The 18,728-nt window shown below is 62.4% G+C and carries 16 protein-coding genes and 1 pseudogene; 13 read left to right on the top strand and 4 right to left on the bottom strand.

The genetic code is table 11. The features are described 5' to 3' along the window. The first annotated feature begins 4 nt into the window (after positions 1-4). Together WJU18_RS16680 and WJU18_RS16675 are read left to right on the top strand one after the other, a co-directional pair. Positions 5-1,537 (top strand): acyl-CoA carboxylase subunit beta, encoded by a 1,533-nt coding sequence (locus tag WJU18_RS16680; protein WP_423454034.1) that lies wholly within the window; start codon positions 5-7, stop codon positions 1,535-1,537. A 24-nt stretch (positions 1,538-1,561) separates the two neighbouring features. Further along, entirely contained in the window at positions 1,562-3,622 is a 2,061-nt protein-coding gene (locus tag WJU18_RS16675) for an acetyl-CoA carboxylase biotin carboxylase subunit (protein WP_423454032.1), read from the top strand. A gap of 16 nt (positions 3,623-3,638) precedes the next feature. On the opposite strand, the gene WJU18_RS16670 is transcribed toward WJU18_RS16675, so the two are convergent. Continuing rightward, the gene (locus tag WJU18_RS16670; RefSeq protein WP_423454030.1) at positions 3,639-3,983 is read right to left on the bottom strand and encodes a ubiquitin-like protein; all 345 of its coding nucleotides are present in this window, start codon (positions 3,981-3,983) and stop codon (positions 3,639-3,641) included. Between the two features lie 90 nt (positions 3,984-4,073). Here WJU18_RS16670 and WJU18_RS16665 point away from each other — a divergent pair, with 90 nt between their 5' ends. Together WJU18_RS16665 and pncA are read left to right on the top strand one after the other, a co-directional pair. Beyond that, positions 4,074-4,376, top strand: a complete 303-nt coding sequence (locus tag WJU18_RS16665) for a DUF167 domain-containing protein (protein ID WP_423454028.1) — start codon at positions 4,074-4,076, stop codon at positions 4,374-4,376. Further along, complete coding sequence (pncA, locus tag WJU18_RS16660; protein ID WP_423454026.1) at positions 4,373-4,993, top strand: bifunctional nicotinamidase/pyrazinamidase; 621 nt, start codon at positions 4,373-4,375, stop codon at positions 4,991-4,993. The genes WJU18_RS16665 and pncA overlap by 4 nt, the downstream gene beginning before the upstream one ends. Positions 4,994-5,013: 20 nt before the next feature. Here pncA and WJU18_RS16655 read toward each other — a convergent pair whose 3' ends face one another. Next, complete coding sequence (locus WJU18_RS16655) at positions 5,014-5,922, bottom strand: LysR family transcriptional regulator (RefSeq protein ID WP_423454024.1); 909 nt, start codon at positions 5,920-5,922, stop codon at positions 5,014-5,016. A gap of 106 nt (positions 5,923-6,028) precedes the next feature. Between WJU18_RS16655 and WJU18_RS16650 the strand changes: the two genes are divergently transcribed. The 5 genes and pseudogenes from WJU18_RS16650 (at position 6,029) to WJU18_RS16630 (ending at position 10,991) form a co-directional block, all read left to right on the top strand. Beyond that, a complete protein-coding gene (locus WJU18_RS16650; protein WP_423454022.1) occupies positions 6,029-6,724 on the top strand; it encodes a glutathione binding-like protein in 696 nt (231 codons plus the stop codon). Positions 6,725-6,738: 14 nt separating this feature from the next. Beyond that, complete coding sequence (locus WJU18_RS16645) at positions 6,739-7,536, top strand: glutathione S-transferase family protein (protein ID WP_423454020.1); 798 nt, start codon at positions 6,739-6,741, stop codon at positions 7,534-7,536. A gap of 53 nt (positions 7,537-7,589) precedes the next feature. After that, positions 7,590-8,567: a Bug family tripartite tricarboxylate transporter substrate binding protein gene (locus WJU18_RS16640; RefSeq protein ID WP_423454018.1), complete on the top strand. Its 978-nt coding sequence runs from the start codon at positions 7,590-7,592 to the stop codon at positions 8,565-8,567. A 17-nt stretch (positions 8,568-8,584) separates the two neighbouring features. After that, the gene (locus tag WJU18_RS16635) at positions 8,585-10,183 is read left to right on the top strand and encodes a sulfatase family protein (protein WP_423454016.1); all 1,599 of its coding nucleotides are present in this window, start codon (positions 8,585-8,587) and stop codon (positions 10,181-10,183) included. Positions 10,184-10,218: 35 nt separating this feature from the next. Continuing rightward, positions 10,219-10,991: pseudogene (locus WJU18_RS16630) on the top strand (SDR family oxidoreductase). A gap of 48 nt (positions 10,992-11,039) precedes the next feature. Here the strand turns inward: WJU18_RS16630 and WJU18_RS16625 are convergent. Continuing rightward, the gene (locus WJU18_RS16625) at positions 11,040-11,597 is read right to left on the bottom strand and encodes an IPTL-CTERM sorting domain-containing protein (RefSeq protein ID WP_423454014.1); all 558 of its coding nucleotides are present in this window, start codon (positions 11,595-11,597) and stop codon (positions 11,040-11,042) included. A 309-nt stretch (positions 11,598-11,906) separates the two neighbouring features. Between WJU18_RS16625 and WJU18_RS16620 the strand changes: the two genes are divergently transcribed. Next, positions 11,907-12,383, top strand: coding sequence for a VOC family protein (locus tag WJU18_RS16620; RefSeq protein WP_423454012.1), 477 nt, complete (start codon positions 11,907-11,909; stop codon positions 12,381-12,383). Between the two features lie 7 nt (positions 12,384-12,390). On the opposite strand, the gene nhaA is transcribed toward WJU18_RS16620, so the two are convergent. Beyond that, entirely contained in the window at positions 12,391-13,749 is a 1,359-nt protein-coding gene (nhaA, locus tag WJU18_RS16615) for a Na+/H+ antiporter NhaA (protein ID WP_423454011.1), read from the bottom strand. 224 nt (positions 13,750-13,973) lie between these two features. Between nhaA and WJU18_RS16610 the strand changes: the two genes are divergently transcribed. Genes WJU18_RS16610 through WJU18_RS16600 form a run of 3 tightly spaced genes read left to right on the top strand, consistent with a single transcriptional unit; the run spans position 13,974 to position 18,678 of the window. Further along, the gene (locus WJU18_RS16610; protein WP_423454009.1) at positions 13,974-15,803 is read left to right on the top strand and encodes an FAD-dependent oxidoreductase; all 1,830 of its coding nucleotides are present in this window, start codon (positions 13,974-13,976) and stop codon (positions 15,801-15,803) included. After that, the gene (locus WJU18_RS16605; RefSeq protein ID WP_423454008.1) at positions 15,800-17,626 is read left to right on the top strand and encodes a 2-oxoacid:acceptor oxidoreductase subunit alpha; all 1,827 of its coding nucleotides are present in this window, start codon (positions 15,800-15,802) and stop codon (positions 17,624-17,626) included. The genes WJU18_RS16610 and WJU18_RS16605 overlap by 4 nt, the downstream gene beginning before the upstream one ends. After that, a complete protein-coding gene (locus tag WJU18_RS16600) occupies positions 17,623-18,678 on the top strand; it encodes a 2-oxoacid:ferredoxin oxidoreductase subunit beta (protein WP_423454006.1) in 1,056 nt (351 codons plus the stop codon). The genes WJU18_RS16605 and WJU18_RS16600 overlap by 4 nt, the downstream gene beginning before the upstream one ends. The last annotated feature ends 50 nt before the right edge of the window (positions 18,679-18,728 follow it).

The raw sequence follows: 18,728 nt of genomic DNA, 5'->3' as shown, positions 1-18,728 counted from the left end.
CATCATGAAACCGATCCTCGAACAACTCGAACAGAAGCGCGCCGCGGCCCGCCTCGGCGGTGGCCAGAAGCGCATCGACGCGCAGCACAGCAAAGGAAAGCTCACCGCGCGCGAGCGCATCGAAGTGCTGCTCGATGACGGCAGCTTCGAGGAATGGGATATGTTCGTGGAACACCGCTGTGCCGATTTCGGCATGGACGAGTCCCACATTCCGGGCGATGGCGTGGTCACCGGCTACGGCACCATCAACGGCCGCCTGGTGTTTGTTTTCAGCCAGGATTTCACCGTATTCGGCGGTGCCCTGAGCGAAGCCCATGCCGAGAAGATCTGCAAGGTGATGGATCAGGCCATGAAGGTGGGCGCTCCCGTGATCGGCCTTAACGATTCAGGCGGTGCGCGCATCCAGGAGGGCGTGGCATCGCTCGGCGGCTACGCCGACGTATTCCAGCGCAACGTGATGGCGAGTGGTGTCGTGCCGCAGATCAGCATGATCATGGGGCCCTGCGCGGGTGGTGCGGTGTACAGCCCCGCCATGACTGACTTCATCTTCATGGTCAAGGACACGAGCTATATGTTCGTGACCGGTCCCGACGTGGTGAAGACCGTCACGCACGAGACTGTCACGGCCGAGGAGCTCGGCGGCGCGCTCACGCATAATACGCGCAGCGGCGTGGCCGATCTGGCCTTCGAGAACGATGTGGAAGCGCTGCTCATGCTGCGCCGCTTCTTTAACTACATCCCCGCCAGCAATCGCGAAAAAGCCCCAGCCCGCCCCACGGAAGATCCGGCTGACCGCACCGACATGAGCCTCGACACGCTCGTGCCCGACAATCCGAACCTGCCTTACGACATCAAGGAGGCCATCCTCAAGGTGGTCGACGATGGTGAATTCTTCGAGTTGCAGCCCGACTACGCCGCCAACATCGTGATCGGTATGGCCCGCATGGACGGGCAGGTGGTGGGCATCGTGGCCAATCAGCCCCTGGTGCTGGCCGGCTGCCTGGACATCAAGAGCAGCATCAAAGCCGCGCGCTTCGTGCGCTTCTGCGATGCGTTCAACATTCCCGTCATCACCTTCGTGGACGTGCCTGGCTTCATGCCTGGCACGGCGCAGGAATACGGCGGCATCATCAAGCATGGCGCCAAGCTGCTCTACGCTTACGCCGAATGCACGGTGCCCAAGATCACGGTCATCACGCGCAAGGCCTATGGCGGCGCCTATGACGTGATGAGCTCCAAGCATCTGCGCGGCGACGTCAACCTGGCCTGGCCAAACGCCGAGATTGCCGTGATGGGCGCCAAGGGGGCCGTGGAGATCATCTTCCGCCAGGACAAGAGCGACCCTGAGAAAATCGCCAAGCGCGAGGCCGAGTACAAGGCCCGCTTCGCCAACCCCTTCGTGGCCGGCAGCCGCGGTTTCATCGACGACGTCATCCTGCCGCACGAAACGCGCAAGCGCATCTGCCGCAGCCTGGCCATGCTCAAGGAGAAGAAGCTGGACAACCCGTGGCGCAAGCACGGAAACATTCCGCTCTGATCACTCGAATCACAGGAAATCATCGTGTTCAAAAAAATCCTTATTGCCAACCGTGGCGAGATTGCATGCCGAGTGATCGCTACCGCCAAGCGCATGGGCATTGCCACCGTGGCGGTGTATTCCGATGCGGATGCGCAGGCGCGTTTCGTGCAGATGGCCGACGAGGCCGTGCGGCTGGGCCCGCCGCCTTCGCGTGAGTCCTACCTGTTGGGCGACAAGATCATCGAGGCCGCCAAGCAGACCGGCGCCCAGGCCATTCACCCCGGCTATGGCTTTTTGAGCGAGAACGAGGAGTTCTCCCGCAAGGTGGAGGAGCAAGGCCTGATTTTCATCGGCCCCAAGCACGGCGCGATTGCCGCCATGGGCGACAAGATCGCCTCGAAGAAGCTGGCCAACGAAGCCAAGGTCAACACCATTCCCGGCTACAACGATCCGATCGAATCCGCCGAGCGGGCCGTGGAGATCGCCAAGGGGATCGGCTACCCCGTCATGATCAAGGCCAGTGCTGGCGGTGGCGGCAAGGGCTTGCGCGTGGCGTTCAATGACAAGGAGGCCTTTGAAGGCTTCGACTCCTGTCGCAACGAGGCGCGCAATTCGTTCGGTGATGACCGCGTGTTCATCGAAAAATTCGTGGAACAGCCGCGTCACATCGAAATCCAGGTGCTGGGCGATGGCTTCGGCAATGTGGTGTATCTGAACGAGCGCGAATGCTCCATCCAGCGCCGGCACCAGAAGGTGATCGAGGAGGCGCCTTCTCCCTTCATCAGCGATGCCACGCGCAAGGCCATGGGCGAGCAGGCTGTCGCGCTGGCCAAGGCGGTGAACTACCAGAGCGCGGGCACGGTGGAGTTCGTCGTCGGCAAGGACCAGGATTTCTACTTCCTGGAAATGAACACGCGCCTGCAGGTGGAGCATCCGGTCACGGAACTCATCACCGGGCTGGACCTCGTGGAGCAGATGATTCGTGTGGCAGCGGGCGAGAAGCTCAGCTTCACGCAGTCCGATGTGAAGAAGACCGGCTGGGCCATCGAATGCCGGATCAACGCTGAAGACCCGTTCCGCAACTTCCTGCCGTCCACCGGCCGCCTGGTGCGCTTTTCACCGCCGGCGCAGAACCTGTTCCAGGGACAGGCCACCACGGAAGACGGCGTGCGCGTGGATACCGGTGTGGTGGATGGCGGCGAGATCCCCATGTACTACGACTCGATGATCGCCAAGCTCATCGTTCACGGCAAGGATCGCGCGGACGCCATTGCCCGCATGCGGGAGGCACTCAATGGCTTCGTCATCAAGGGCGTACAAAGCAACATCCCGTTCCAGGCCGCCCTGCTGGCGCATCCCAAGTTCGTGAGCGGTGATTTCAATACCGGCTTCATCGCCGAGCACTATGCCCAGGGTTTCCGGGCGGAAGATGTGCCGCACCAGGATCCCAGTTTCCTGATCGCGCTGGCCGGTAGCCTGCACACCTGGTACCGTGGACGGGCTCAGGCCCTTGGTGGGCAATTCTGGGCGGGCCTCAAACGCGCGTCGGAGCGCGACATCACGGTCTGCGTGCTCGGCAAGGAAGGCCAGAACCAGTACGTGAACGCCACCGTCGGCGAAGCCGAGCCCGGCCAGCCTTCCGTGGTGACGGTGCATGCGCCCAGTGGTGACAAGGTTTACCACTTGGCCATCGATCAATACGTGGGCGATGCCTGCGTGACCGGTATCGTCAATGGCCAGCCGTTTACCGCGCAGATGGAGCGGGGCAGGGCGCGCAATCCGCTGGTGACGCGCGTCATCCACAACGGTACGCAACTGGATGCCATCGTGATGCATCCAGACACAGCCCAACTGCACAAGCTCATGCCTTACAAGGCGCCGCCCGACATGAGCAAATTCGTCCTTTCGCCCATGCCGGGCCTGCTCGTGCAGGTGGCCGTGCAACCGGGGCAGGAGGTGAAAGCGGGTGAGCGCGTGGCCGTGATCGAAGCCATGAAGATGGAGAACGTGCTGTTCGCCAGCGCCGATGGCGTGGTCAAGGAAGTGAAGGCCCAGAAAGGCGACAGTCTCGCGGTCGATCAGGCGATTGTGGAATTTGAGTGAACTGAAGGGGCCCCAGTCACCGGGGCTGGCGCATGCGCCGGCGCCGAAGGAGCAAGGCACCCAGTCCCACGAGCGTTGTGGTGGCGAGGAGTCCTGCAGGGGACAAGGCCGGCACTGATTGAACATCGGCTGGCGTGGGCCCTGTGCGCAGGACTAGGTGCAGGGTCGACTCCCGCTGGATGTTGTAATCTGCCAGGGTTCTGCCGTCTTCCAGTTGTTTGCCGGCGAAGATCAGGCGTTGCCGATCGAGGGGGATGCCCTCCTTGTCCTGTATTTTCTGTTTGACTTGTTGGATCGAGTCGCTGCCTTCGACTTCCAGTGTGATGGTTTTGCCCGTGAGTGTTTTGACAAAAATTTGCATGTTATGTCGGCGATAGATGGCGGCACAATGGCTGATTCTGCAATAAATGACATCCAGGGCGCGTGAACATGTCTTGGATGGCTGCGGCGCATGTCGAACCACCTGCTCAAACTGTCCATTCACGCAACTCCAGGCGCCAAGCGTACCGAAGCGGCGGGAGCGTATTCCGGCGCGCTTCGCGTGCGCCTGGGTGCGCCTCCGGTGGACGGGAAGGCCAACGCGGCACTCATCGAGTGGGCTGCGAAGGCATTCGGCATTCCCAAGGCGCGCGTTGAATTGTTGCACGGCGCGGCCGGACGGCAGAAGGTGCTGAGCATCGCGTTCGATTCTTCCGCTGAGCTGGCGGCTGCGCAAGCTCAGGTGGCGCGTTGGATGGCACACTCTCAACCATGAACATTGCCGCCGCCTTGCTTGTGGTCGACGCCCAATACGGCTTTATGCCGGGGGGTGGTCTGGCCGTGGCAGATGGGGATTCCATCGTGCCGGTCATCAACCAGATGGCACCGTTGTTTGCCAATGTGGTGCTTACACAGGATTGGCATCCTGCCAATCATGTTTCGTTCGCAGCCAATCATCCCGGCCGCCAACCCTTCGAGACGATAGCGTTGCCTTATGGCGAGCAGGTGCTATGGCCCACGCACTGCGTGCAGGGAACGCGCGATGCCGCGTTGCACGACGATCTGCGCGTGCCGCAAGCGCAGTTGATCATCCGCAAGGGCTTTCACAGCGAAGTGGACAGCTATTCGGCCTTTGTCGAAGCAGATCGCAAGACTTCCACAGGCCTGGCTGCCTACCTGCATGCGCGCGGCATCACCTCGCTCTACCTGTGCGGCCTGGCCACGGACTATTGCGTCTCCTGGAGCGCGCAGGACGCGCGTGCCGCGGGGTTCGAGGCTATCGTGATCGAAGATGCCTGCCGGGCCATTGACATGAATGGCTCGCTCGAAAAAGCCTGGGCCAGCCTGGCTGCGGCGGGGGTAGGGCGCATTCATTCGTCTCAGCTTGCTTAGCCTGTGGCAAGCGGCTGTTTTCAGTCCTGCATAAACAGCTGGCGCAGTAGCCCGCGGACCCAGCGGTTGGTCGCATCGGCATGGTTGCGCCGGTGCCAGTATTGGTGGAGCGTCAACTCAGCCATCGGTACGGGGAGCGGCCAGACCGCGAGCTGGTAGGGACCCGCGAAGGTGCGGGCCACATGCTCGGGTACAGTCGCCACCAGGTCGGACTCCGCCACCACGGGCGGCAACAGCAGGAACTGCGGCACGGAGAGCGCGATCTTTCGCGCCTGCCCGCGCTTGATCAGCGCCTGCTCCAGCAAGCTCGCAGGCCCGGAGGTACGGCGCATGACTGCATGCTCCTCCGCCAGATAGTCGCGCAGCGTGAGCGCCGAGCGCAAGCGCGGATGGTTGCGCCTGTGGATGACCTTGTAGGCGCTCGAGAGCAACTTCTGGCGGTAGGTTCCTTCTCCCAGCATGTAGAGGTTGCCGATGGCGAGATCGAATTCACCGGCTTCCAGTGCCCTGGGAAGGTCACCCGGGTCCACCGCCTCGGTCTCTACACGCCAATGAGGAGCGACATGCTGCAGCTTGCTCATGAGGCGTGGAAGCACGGTCAGCCCGCTGGCGTCGTTGATGCTCAGGCGTAGGGTACGGACGCTGTCGGCGGGTTTTGCGGATGGGCGTTCCATGACCCGCCGGCGCACGGTCTGAAGCGCATCCTGGATCGCGGGCGCGATTTCATCCGCCAGGGGCGTGGGCACCATTCCTTGCGGTGTACGCACGAACAGCGGATCGCCAAATTGCTTGCGCATCCGTCCCAATGCCGAACTGGTGGCGGGCTGGCTCAGGCTCAACTGCCGGGCCGCCGCCGTGACACTGCGCGAGCGATGCAGGGCATCGAAGAGCGTCAGGAAATTCAGATCGAATTTGTGCAGGTCGGGCATGAAAAAAAGTATAAAGCCCATTCAATTATTGAATAAGCATTATTCACAACATGGGTTGTGGAAGGGCTACCTGCGTCACATTATTGGAATCAAAGGAGACCTGTTGATGATTGACGCGTATTCATGGCCTACACCCAACGGCTACAAGGTTCACATCATGCTGGAGGAAACGGGGTTGCCCTACCGCGTCCATGCAGTGAACATCCGGGCTGGCGATCAGTTCAAGCCCGAGTTCCTGGCCATTTCCCCCAATAACCGCATTCCGGCCATCATGGATAGCGAGGGGCCGGAGGGCGAGCCGGTTTCCCTGTTTGAATCCGGCGCGATTCTGATCTATCTCGCCGAAAAGACGGGGAAACTGATGCCTCGAGCTGCGCAGGCCCGCTATGAGGTGTTGCAGTGGCTGATGTGGCAGATGGGCGGTTTCGGGCCCATGCTGGGCCAGGCGCACCATTTCATGAACTACGCGCCGGAGAAGCTGCCCTACGCCATCGATCGCTACGCGAATGAGGCACGCAGGCTCTATGGTGTGTTGGACAAGCGGCTGTCGAATGAGGACTTTGTAGCAGGCGGCGAATACAGCATTGCCGATATCGCGATCTTCTCGTGGGCCCGGGCTCACACGTCGCACAAGATCGACCTGGCGGCCTACCCGCATGTGGCTCGCTGGTATGCGCAGGTCCTTGAGCGGCCTGCGGTGGCACGCGGCCTGCAGGTGCTCGCCGAGCGCCGGCCTCAGGGCGCGCACGATCCCGAGCAGTGGAAAAATCTGTTCGGCGCTACGCAGTTCGAGAAACGTTGAGAGGGGAGACGGGCGTGTTCGTGCTGTATGACAACTTCGCTTCAGTGGCCGCCCAGAAAGTGCGTCTGACGCTGGCCGAGAAAGGCATGCAATGGCAGTCGGTGGAGATCAACCTGCGCAATGGTGAGGTGATGCGCCCAGATTACCTCGAACTCAACCCCCGGGGGGTGGTCCCCACATTGGTGCACGATGGGCAAGTGATCACCGAGAGCAATGTCATCATCGAATACCTTGAGGAGTGGGCACCACAGCCTGCCTTGCGGCCAGAAGGCGCGCTGGCGCGTGCCCGCATGCGCGGCTGGATGCGGCGCATGGACGACGATATTCACCGGGCTACCGGCAATATCTCGATGGCGATCTACATCCGCCATGCGCATCTGAAGAAATCGCAAGCTGAGCGCGATGCCTATTTCGCGGCAATGCCCGATGCTGAGAGAGCCGTGCGCCAGCAAGCGGCCATCGCGCTGGGGCTCGATGCACCGGCTTTCGCGCCTTCACTCCGAGCCTTCTCCGTGCTTGTCGACGAGATCGACCGCGCTGTGGCCAAGCAAGACTGGCTGTGTGGAGATGGCTTCAGTCTGGCGGACATTGCAGCGGCCCCCTATATCCTGCGCCTGGATATGCTGGCCATGGACACGCTGTGGTCACGCGGCCGGCGGCCCGCGATGGCGCGATGGTGGGCGCGCGTGCAGGCGCGTTCCTGCTGGTCACGGGTGATGCATGACGCTTTCCCCTCCGCCGTGCGGGAACAGATGCGGCAGCGAGGAGAAGAGGCCAGAGCCCGGGTTGCGGACGCGCTTGGCCTGAAATGAGAGCGGTGCATGGCTTGCCAAGCGGAGCGAGGAACCTGTACAGAGGAGACACCATGGAAAGACGTACGGCCCTTTTGGGGGCGCTGTCGGCAGTGGGCCTGTTGGGTGGACGGGGTGTGCTGGCGCAAGCCGATCGCTATCCGAACCGGGTGATTCGTTTCCTGCAACCTTTCTCTGCGGGCAGTGGTCCTGACGTGATCACGCGCTATGTGATGAAGGGCATGTCCGATCGATTGGGGCAGAGCTTCGTGATCGAGAACCGCGTCGGTGCCTCGGGGTTGGTGGCGATGCGCGAGCTGGCCAAGGCGCCGCCCGACGGCTACACCCTGTCCTATACCAATATCGCCATCGCGGTCTCGCAGGAGTTGCTGGGCAAGGACACCTTCAGCCTCAAGCATGATGTGGCACCCATCGGTGGATTGAGTTCATCATTCAATGTGCTGGTGGTGCCTCCTGCGTTGCCGGTCAAGGATGTGGCCGGGCTGGTGGCACTTCTGAAGGCCAAGCCTGGAGGCTATTCCTATGCCTCGGGCGGTAACGGAACGCCTGCGCATCTCAACGGCGAGATTTTCAAGACAGTCAACGGTCTTGATGTGGTTCATGTGCCCTACAAGGGCCTGGCGCCCGCCATCACCGACGTGTCCCGCGGCGACGTGCACTTCATGTTCGGTATTTCCAGTTCAGTCGTGCCTGCCATCAAGAGCGGGCGGTTGCATGCCCTCGCGGTGGCGGCCCCTAAGCGGCTGGCGGCGCTGCCAGATGTACCCACCATGGCCGAAGCAGGCTTTGGCGGCAACGACGTGCTCAGTTGGTCGGGGCTGGTCGCGCCTCCCGGTACACCAGGGCCTGTCGTGAAGCGTGTCGCGCTGGCCTTGCGCGAAGTGCTGTCCGACCCGGCCACTGCGGAGTTCCTCGATATCAGCGGTTCGCAGGCCGTCATCATGAGCCCGGAGGAGTTCGGGCGGTTGATGGCCTCGGAGTCGGATCGCTGGCAAAGCTTTATCCGCAAGAGCGGACTCAAGACCGACTAGCCGCCTCATGCCTCTTTATGCGCCGCCCCAACTTTCTCTTCATCATCACCGACCAGCAGCGTGCCGATCATCTGGGGTGCTATGGCAATCGGGTACTGCGCACGCCTCACATTGATGCGCTCGCCGGACGTGGCGTGTGCCTGGAGCGGCACTATGTAGCCATGCCCATCTGCATGCCCAACCGTGCGACCCTGGTCACCGGACGGATGCCATCCGTGCATGGTGTCCGCCACAATGGCATCGAGCTGCCGCTGGGCAGCATCACCTTTCCTGAATTGCTGGCCGGTGCTGGCTATGGCACAGCGCTGGTGGGCAAGAGCCATCTGCAGAACTTCACGGCGGTACCGCCCCAGTATGGCGGCGCAGAAGCCCTCCGGAAGCTTCCGGAGGGGCACCTCCAGGAAGACCACGACAGATGGTCTGACCCTGGCTTTCAAATGCGCCTGCCGTACTACGGATTCCAGTCGGTCGACCTGGTGACGCGGCATGGCGACCGTTGCGCGGGAGACTATCTGCGTTGGGCTCTGACGCGGGATCCGGACTTTGCGGGCCGCCCAGGGCCCGATCATGCCTTGCCGGCACCCGGCTATGTCACTCAGGAGGGGTGGCGCACACAAGTGCCGGAAGCCTTGTATTCGACCACCTATGTGGCTGAACGCACGGTTGCCCGGTTGCAGGAGTTTGCTCGTCAACCCGAAAATCCCTTTCTGCTGTACTGCTCGTTTCCGGATCCCCACCATCCCTGGACGCCCCCGGGGCGCTATTGGGGTATGTACCGTCCAGAGGACATAGCACTGCCACAGGCTTACTGGGGGAACACGCCGGGGCGCGCATGGGATCGGACAGAGCGCACAGGGCAACTCCATCTGGACTATTACCGCGATCTGCGCGATGGATTGGCCGAAGGGGTGTCTTCCCACACGCCGATACCGGTTCGAAGCGTCTACGCCTGCAGCCCCCGCGAGGCTCAGGAGGCGATCTCGCTGACCTACTGCAGCCTGGCGATGATCGATGATGCCGTGGGCCGCATCATGGCGGAACTGGCACGCTTGGGCCTTGAGCAGGACACGGTGGTCATCTTTACCAGCGACCACGGCGACTACATGGGCGATCATCAGCTCATGCTGAAGTCCAGCATGCACTACCAGGGTCTGGTGCGCACTCCCTTCATCTGGGCGGACGCCGCGCTTGGCGCCGAGGCCGGGAGCACGCGCCGGCAGCTTACCGGGGCCGTCGATGTGGCGCAATCCATCCTGGCGCGCGCAGAGGTCGCACCGGCAGATGGCATGCAGGGCCTGGATCTCAATTCTCTTCTGCGGAACCCGCGCCAGGGGACACGCGATGCACTGCTGATAGAGGACGAGGATCACCGCACGCCCGGTTGGCTGGGCACGCGCAGCCGCACCCGCACGCTGGTCACTGAGCGCTACCGCCTGTCGCTGTACCAGGCAACAGATTGGGGCGAGCTGTACGATCTCGCCGAAGACCCGCTGGAGCTGCACAACCTGTGGGAGCGCCCCGAGGCGGCAGGCCTGCGGGCAGCCTTGACTGAGCAATTGCTGCGCGCGATGCTGGAGAATGCAAATACGTTGCCGAAGCCCACACGCTTCGCGTGACGTTCGCATTCTCAACAGAACTTCAGGAGAACAACTTGGGCGTGAAGCAACTTTTTGATCTGACCGGCCAGGTCGCGCTCGTCACCGGCGGCTCACGCGGCCTGGGCCTCCAGATGGCTGAGGCGCTGGGCGAAATGGGCGCCAGGCTGGCGATCACCGCGCGCAAAGCCGACGAACTGGCGCATGCCAAGGCTCACCTCGAAGGCCTGGGCTACGAGGTTGAAACCATCGTTTGCGACCAGTCCAAGTTCGATCAGGTGCCCGGGCTGGTGGACCAGGTGCTGGCGCGCTTTGGCACCATCGACATCCTGGTCAACAATGCCGGGGCAACCTGGGGCGAGAAGGCCGAGGATTATCCTGATGCCGCCTGGCACAAGGTGTTGGATCTGAACGTCAGCGCGCTTTTTTCCTTTCACGCGAGATTGGCAAGCGCGTAATGATCCCCAAGGGCCGTGGCAACATCATCGTGACGGCCTCAGTGGCCGGCCTCAAGGGCACGCCACCGGGCATGAACACCATTGCCTACAACACCTCCAAGGCTGCTGCGGTGCATTTCGCGCGTACCTTGGCCTCGGAATGGGGCCACTACGGCATCCGCGTCAATGCCATTTGTCCAGGTTTCTTTCCGAGCAAGATGGCCGGTGGCCTGATCGAGAAATTCGGCCAGGCCTTGATCGACCGCACGCCGCTGCGCCGTATCGGCGGTGAAGAAGATCTCAAGGGGCTGGTGGTCTTCCTGGCCTCGGACGCATCCCGCCACATCACCGGGCAGGCGATCGCGGTGGACGGTGGCGCCAGCTTGATCTGATACCTGCATGCTTGGCCGGCGGCCCCTATAGGCTGTAAGCGAGAGACGTCACTGTCCTTTCATGCGGCCGCGGCGTCTCATGCCCACCACGCAGGCTGCCATCAGTCCGCTTAACGCCACCAGCGCCCACGGCGGATTGGCCGGCACGGGCTGTGGACTGCTGACCGGGGTGCCGCAATTGAAAGTGAGTGTCACGGATGCGCTCAGGCCGAAAGGGTCTACCTGATTGGACGTGACAAAGAGCAGCCTATTCAAGCCGCTCGCCAACGGCACCGTGGCAGGCGTGGGGAGGATGTAGGGCGTGCCCTGAAATCCTGTGGCGCTGCTGGATGGAAGCTCTACGCCGTTCCAAGTGATGCGAGTGACCGAATTGTCGACTAGATAGCTATAGGTGATTTTTGCCGACGACAGATCGATGTTCGGGTCATCAGCCATCACAAGGACCGAATAGGCCACCGCCTCGGGGTTCGTTCCAGGGTATGCACCGATCCAGTGGTCTCCGCTTGGGAGGTCGTGCCACGGGGCCCAGTAGTCATGAAAATACACTGCAGGTGCCCATCCCAGGCCGTCATAGTCAATGCGCCAGACGCCTGGCTTGGTCGTCAAATCGGCAGTATTTCTGCTGACAGGGGCTGAGCAGGAAAGCGTGATGGAGGGCGACGCGGGTTGTGCGAGTGCCGAGGGGCTGAGGCTCGTGGCGGATAGCACTGTGGCCGCCGTGGCAAAGACCGTGCGCACAAACCGATCAATGGGGTATGGAAAGCGGTGTGAAAAAATCTTCGGCAGCACACGAACCCCCTCAGCATCGACGAATGATTTGGTATTGAATTGATATTCTATGGGGGTAGTTGCTGCCCGAGCCATGCGAGCGGCAAAATCGTTAAGTTAACAACAGTCCATCTAAGGAGCTCTTTCGTGCCTCGTCCTTTCAAAGTCCTCGGGATCCAGCAGGTTGCCATTGGCGGTCCTGACAAGCTGAAACTTCAGCAGCTGTGGGTAGATATGCTGGGCCTGGAGAAAACCGGCACGTTCAAAAGCGAGCGGGAGAACGTCGACGAAGACATCTGCGCCATGGGCTCAGGCCCCTTCAAGGTCGAAGTCGATCTGATGCAACCGCTCGATCCCGAGAAAAAGCCGGCGGTGCACACCACGCCGCTGAACCACATCGGCTTGTGGATCGATGATTTGCCGAAAGCCGTGGAGTGGCTCAGCGCCAAGGGCGTGCGGTTCGCGCCGGGCGGCATCCGCAAGGGCGCGGCCGGGTACGACATCACTTTCTTGCACCCGAAGGCTAACGACGAGTTTCCTATCGCGGGGGAAGGCGTGCTGATCGAATTGGTTCAGGCCCCGCCGGAGGTGGTTCAGGCGTTCTCGGCGCTTAGCGCCGGCTGAGGCCGTATCATCCTGCTGTTCCGGCAATTTTTGTGGTGCGCCGGTACAGCTGGCCCCAGGCCAGCCCCAACAAAGCGGCCACCAACGATCCCGCCAGCACGCCGAGCTTGGCTGCACCCAGCAGGACTTCACTGTCAAACGCGAGCATGGCGATGAAGATGGACATGGTGAACCCCACGCCCGCCAGCAAGCCGACGAGCACAATGCCGCCCCAGGTCACGCCGGGCGGTAGTTGGCAGGCTCCCAGCCGCACCATGAGCCAGCTCACGCCGACGATGCCAAGTGGCTTGCCGAGCATCAGTGCCAATGAGACGCCCGCCATCACCCACTGAGGCCCGGAGGCGGACAGGTCGATGCCACTCATGCTTACCCCCGCATTGGCCAGCGCGAACAAGGGCATGATTCCGAATGCGACCCAAGGGTGCAGGGCCGTTTGCACGCGCACCACGGGCGGCAGCAATTCGCGCTGGGCCAGCCGCAATTGCTTGAGCGGCATGGCGAGGTGGTGAGCGCTCCTCGCGTCGTCGTGGCCACGCAACTTTTGCGCCGCGTGCGCCACCATGTCTTGCGGGGACTCGCGCGTGGGCAGCGGCAACACTGGCGTCAGCATGCCGAGCACCACGCCGGCCAGCGTCGGATGCGCGCCGGTCATCAGCAAGCCTATCCAGACAATGGCGCCCGGCAGTACATAGGCAAAGGCCGAGCCTATGCCCATGCGCTGGAATCCCAGCACCACCAGGATGCCCATCGCTGCAACGAGAAAGCCCGACAGGTCCAGACCGCCCGAATAGAACAGCGCGATGATGAGCACCGCGATGATGTCGTCGATGATCGCCAACGCCAGCAGAAAAACGCGGACATTGCCCGGAATGCTCCGGCCCAACAGTGCGAGCACGCCCACGGCGAAGGCGATGTCGGTGGCCGTGGGCACAGCCCAGCCCTGCAGGCGCGATGGGGAGGTGTTCAGGGCCACGTAGATCAGCGCCGGCACGGCCACACCGCCCAGCGCCGCCATGATCGGCAAGCTGGCCTGGCGCAGATTGCTCAAGGCGCCTTCGTGGATTTCGCGGCGGATTTCCATGCCCACGACGAGGAAGAAAATAGTCATCAAGCCATCGTTGATGACGAAGTGCAGCGATTGGGCGATGGTGAAGTCGCCGATGCCGAGCGACACAGGTAGATGCCAGAGTGCGTGATAGCCGTGGGCAAACGGAGAATTGGCCCAGATCAGGGCTACGGCGGCGGCGATCAATAGCACGATGCCGCTGGCGGCCTCGATGTGCAGGAAGCGTTCCAGGTTGGCGAAGGCGCGTTCGGCCAGAAGTTGGGCGCGCGGCAGATCCTGCCGCGTGGTGTGGCGATTCATGGTCGTCAAAACTCCGCGTGGCGGCCCGACCGACGCATGACCTGTCCCGCTGCGACATGCAGCTAACACCCAGCCAATATTTTACAAGGGGATAACGTGCAGGGCTCTTTCTGTTCCATACAACCCACACTACGGCATAAGGTCTCCGCGTGGGCGTAGACTATGGCTTGCTCCAACCAGACCGCGCTAACGCGGCAATTACCCACGGGAGCAAGGAGACCGATTTGCAGCCAACCAATACAGCCGATCCGGCCTACTTCCACAAGGTCGTCGATTGTCAATGGGCGTGCCCTGCCCACACCCCCGTCCCCGAGTACATCCGCTTGATCGCTCAAGGCCGCTACGGCGATGCCTACATGGTCAACTGGGCGTCCAACGTGTTTCCAGGCATTCTGGGCCGAACATGCGACCGCCCTTGCGAGCCCGCCTGCAGGCGGGGCAGGGTGGAAGAGGAGAACGCGGAGAAACCGGAGCCTGTAGCCATTTGCCGCCTGAAACGAGTGGCGGCCGACTTCAAGGAAGACGTGGTGCCTCGCATGCCGCGGCCTCTGGCTTCCAACGGGAAGCGCATTGCCTGCGTGGGCGCCGGCCCGGCCTCGCTCACCGTGGCGCGCGATCTGGCGCCGCTGGGCTACCAGGTCACGGTATTCGATGGAGAGTACAAGGCCGGCGGCTTCATGCATCAGCAGATTCCGCGCTTTCGCCTGCCCGAGAGCGTGATCGAGGAGGAAACTGGCTATGTCTTCGCCCTGGGGGCGGAGTTCAAGGCCGGCCACCGGATCGATTCCATGAAGGCGTTGATGGCCGAAGGCTACGACGCCATATTCGTCGGCTGCGGTGCGCCGCGCGGGCGCGATCTTGACCTTCCCGGCCGCCAGGAGGCCGCGGAGCACATCCATATCGGTATCGACTGGCTCGCCTCCGTCTCATTCGGGCACGTGAGCAAGGTCGGCAAGCGCGTCATCGTGCTGGGTGGCGGCAATACCGCCATGGACTGCTGCCGTTCCGCACGGCGCCTGGGCGGCGAGGATGTGAAAGTCATCGTGCGCTCCGGCTTCGACGAAATGAAAGCCTCTCCCTGGGAGAAGGAGGATGCGCAGCACGAGGGTATCCCCATCATCAACATGCACGTGCCGAAAGCCTTCGTGCACGAGGGCGGCAGGCTGACGGGCATGACCTTCGAGGTCGTGCGCGCCGAGTACGACGCGCAAGGCAAGCGCAAGCTGGTTTCCACCGGCGAGCCTGACGTCTTCTTCGCCTGCGACGAAGTGCTGATCGCCGTCGGCCAGGAGAATGCCTTTCCCTGGATCGAGCGTGATTGCGGTATCGAGTTCGACAAGTGGGGCCTGCCGGCGTTGCGCGAGGGCACGTTCCAATCCACGCAGCCGAAGGTGTTTTTCGGCGGTGATGCATCCTATGGCCCGAAGAACATCATCACCGCCGTGGCGCAAGGGCACGAGGCGGCGGTGTCCATCGATCTGATGCTCAATGGCGAGGATGTCTCCGTGCGTCCCTCGGCGCGCACCAATCTCGTGTCCCAGAAGATGGGCATCCACGAGTGGAGCTATGACCAGGATCCTTCGAACGACCTGCGCTACAAGGTGCCATGGGCCAAGGCCGAGAAAGCGCTTGCCAGCATCCAGGTGGAAGTGGAGCTCGGATTCGACCCCCGCACGGCGCTCAAGGAAGCCAGCCGCTGTCTCAACTGCGACGTGCAGACTGTGTTCGAGCCCAAGCTCTGCATCGAATGCGACGGCTGCGTTGACATCTGCCCGATGGACTGCATTACCTTCACGGCCAATGAGGACGAGCCGCAATTGCGCCAGGAGCTGAACGCCCCGGCGAACAATGCCGATCAGGACTTGTTTGTGTCGTCCGAGCTGAAAACCGGCCGTGTGTTGGTCAAGGATGAAGACGTCTGCCTGCACTGCGGCCTGTGCGCGGAGCGCTGCCCCACCGGCGCCTGGGACATGCAGAAGTTCCTGCTGCTCACTGCCAAGGCCGGAAGCAGTGCCAACCCCATCGCCGCGACGGTAGAAAGGACGCTGGCATGAACCAGATCGAGGCAGTCAACGATTTCGTCATCAAGTTCGCCAACGTCAACGGCTCGGGTTCCGCCAGTGCCAACGAATTGTTCGCCAAAGCCATCTTGCGCATGGGCGTTCCCGTGAGTCCGCGCAATATCTTTCCCAGCAATATCCAGGGCCTGCCCACGTGGTATGAGGTGCGGGTAAGCGAAAAAGGCTATCTTGGCCGGCGTGGCGGCATCGACATGATGGTGGCGATGAACCCGCAGACCTGGGCGGCCGACCTGGAGGAGATCGAGCCCGGCGGCTACCTGTTCTACGACAGCACCCGTCCGCGCCCGGCATCGGAGTTCCGCGACGACATCACCGTGATCGGCATGCCGCTCACCGAGATATGCAATGCCGTCTACAGCGATCCGCGCCAGCGTCAGCTGTTCAAGAACATCATGTACGTGGGCGCGCTCTCGGTGTTGCTGGAGATGGATGCCAAGGTCATTGAGGCTCTGCTGAGCGAGCAGTACAAAGGCAAGGAAAAGCTGATTGCCTCCAACGTGCAGGCCCTCAACCTGGGGCGCGATTTTGCCAAGGAACACCTGAAGCACCCGCTGTCCATCAAGGTGCGGAGCGCGCACCGCGTGGGCGAGCGCATCTTCGTCGACGGCAATACCGCCGCGGGCCTGGGCGCGGTGTATGGCGGCGCTACCGTGTGCGCCTGGTATCCCATCACGCCTTCGACTTCCGTGGCCGAAGCGTTCATGAAATACTGCGCCAAGTTCCGCGTGGATGCCGAAGGCCGCCAGAACTATGCCATCGTGCAGGGGGAGGACGAGTTGGCCTCCATCGGCATGGTGGTGGGAGCGGGCTGGAACGGCTCGCGGGCTTTCACCGCCACGTCAGGCCCTGGCATTTCCTTGATGACGGAGTTCATCGGGCTGGCCTACTTCGCGGAAATCCCGGTCACGATCGTGAACGTGCAGCGCGGCGGACCCTCCACGGGCATGCCCACGCGCACCCAGCAGGCCGACGTCCTGGCCTGTGCCTACGCATCGCACGGGGACACCAAGCACGTGCTGCTGTTCCCCGAGGACCCGCGCGAGTGCTTCGAGCACACGGCCGCGGCGCTCGACCTGGCCGATCGTTTACAGACGCCGGTGTTCGTCATGACCGATCTGGACATCGGCATGAATCAGCGCCTGTGCGAGCCCCTGGCCTGGGATGACGACCGCGGCTATGACCGCGGCAAGGTGATGAGCGCCGAAGACCTGGAACAAAAGGATTTTGGCCGCTACAAGGACGTGGATGGCGATGGCATTCCGTGGCGCACGCTGCCCGGCACGCACCCTACGCGCGGCAGCTACTTCACCCGGGGCACCACGCGGGACGCCTACGCGCGCTATTCGGAACGCGGGCCGGACTACATCTACAACGTGCAGCGCCTGCTGCACAAGTTCGCCACGGCCGCCACGCTCGTGCCGCAGCCAGTGGCGCGCCCGGCAGCCAAGCGCACGCGTTTCGGCGTGATCTTCTTTGGGTCTACCAGCCCCGCCATGCATGAGGCGCTGGATGTGCTGGCATCTCAGGGCATCCACGTGGACGCGCTGCGCATTCGGGCCTTCCCGTTCGCCGCGAGCGTGAAAGAGTTCATCGACGCGCACGAAATGGTGTTCGTGGTCGAGCAGAACCGCGACGCGCAGATGCGCTCGCTGCTCGTCAATGAACTCGAAATCAACCCCGCCAAGCTGCAGAAAGTACTGCACTACGACGGCACGCCGATCACCGCGCGCTTCATCACTACCTACATCACCGATCACGTGCACGAGGCTTTTGTCGCCCCCCAGGAGGTTAAATGACTTACATCGCCAAGCCCCGCCTCCATCACCCCTCGCTGACGCGCAACAAGGTTGGCTATACCCGGCGCGACTACGAAGGCAAGGTGTCCACGTTGTGCGCTGGCTGCGGGCATGATTCGATCTCCGCCGCCATCGTGCAGGCCTGTTGGGAGCTGGATATCGAGCCGCACCGTGTGGCCAAGCTCTCGGGCATCGGCTGCTCGTCAAAAACGCCGGACTATTTTCTCGGGGCCAGCCACGGCTTCAACACCGTGCACGGCCGCATGCCCAGCGTACTGACGGGTGCCAACCTGGCTAACCGTGATCTGCTGTACCTGGGCGTCTCGGGTGATGGCGATTCGGCCTCGATCGGTCTGGGCCAATTCGCGCACGCCATGCGGCGCAACGTGAACATGGTCTATATCGTCGAGAATAACGGCGTCTACGGCCTGACCAAGGGCCAGTTCTCCGCCACCGCGGACAAGGGCAGCAAGAGCAAGAAGGGCGTCGTCAACAACGACAGCCCGGTGGATCTGGTGGGCATGGCCATGCAGTTGGGCGCAAGTTTCGTGGCTCGCAGCTTCTCGGGCGACAAGGCGCAGATGGTGCCGCTCATCAAGGCGGCCATCGGCCATGGCGGCGCAGCTTTCATCGACATCATCAGCCCCTGCGTGACCTTCAACAACCACGCTGGTTCCACACGCAGCTACGACTGGGTGCGCGAGCACAATGAATCGGTCAGCCGCATCGATTTCATCACCGGCCGCGAGGAGATCACGGCCACCATCGCGCCCGGTGAGGTGGTGGATGTGGAGCAGCACGATGGCACTGTCCTTCGCCTGCGCAAGCTCCATGCGGATTACGATCCTACCGACCGCGTGGCGGCCATGAGCTACATGAACGCGCGCGCCGCCGAAGGCGAACTGCTCACTGGCCTGCTTTTCGTGGAGGGCGAGACGGATGATTTGCACGCCTCGTTGAATACCAGCGCCACGCCGCTCAATGCTTTGGGCGCGGCGGAGTTGTGCCCTGGTGCGGCGGCGCTGGAAAAACTCAACACCAGCCTGCGTTAAGCCTCACGGTAGGTGCGCACTCCGTGCACACCCTGCGAGGGTACTTTAAT

Source organism: Ottowia sp. VDI28 (assembly GCF_049532675.1).
GTDB lineage: Bacteria > Pseudomonadota > Gammaproteobacteria > Burkholderiales > Burkholderiaceae_C > Ottowia.
The sequence above is the reverse complement of the archived record's forward strand: the minus strand, read 5'-3'. Positions and strand labels throughout refer to the sequence as shown.

Coding starts and splice junctions, on each gene's coding strand:
- WJU18_RS16680 (WP_423454034.1), top strand. CDS start 5: ATGAAACCGATCCTCGAACAACTCGAACAGAAGCGCGCCGCGGCCCGC.
- WJU18_RS16670 (WP_423454030.1), bottom strand. CDS start 3,983: ATGCAAATTTTTGTCAAAACACTCACGGGCAAAACCATCACACTGGAA.
- WJU18_RS16665 (WP_423454028.1), top strand. CDS start 4,074: ATGTCGAACCACCTGCTCAAACTGTCCATTCACGCAACTCCAGGCGCC.
- pncA (WP_423454026.1), top strand. CDS start 4,373: ATGAACATTGCCGCCGCCTTGCTTGTGGTCGACGCCCAATACGGCTTT.
- WJU18_RS16655 (WP_423454024.1), bottom strand. CDS start 5,922: ATGCCCGACCTGCACAAATTCGATCTGAATTTCCTGACGCTCTTCGAT.
- WJU18_RS16650 (WP_423454022.1), top strand. CDS start 6,029: ATGATTGACGCGTATTCATGGCCTACACCCAACGGCTACAAGGTTCAC.
- WJU18_RS16640 (WP_423454018.1), top strand. CDS start 7,590: ATGGAAAGACGTACGGCCCTTTTGGGGGCGCTGTCGGCAGTGGGCCTG.
- WJU18_RS16635 (WP_423454016.1), top strand. CDS start 8,585: ATGCGCCGCCCCAACTTTCTCTTCATCATCACCGACCAGCAGCGTGCC.
- nhaA (WP_423454011.1), bottom strand. CDS start 13,749: ATGAATCGCCACACCACGCGGCAGGATCTGCCGCGCGCCCAACTTCTG.
- WJU18_RS16605 (WP_423454008.1), top strand. CDS start 15,800: ATGAACCAGATCGAGGCAGTCAACGATTTCGTCATCAAGTTCGCCAAC.
- WJU18_RS16600 (WP_423454006.1), top strand. CDS start 17,623: ATGACTTACATCGCCAAGCCCCGCCTCCATCACCCCTCGCTGACGCGC.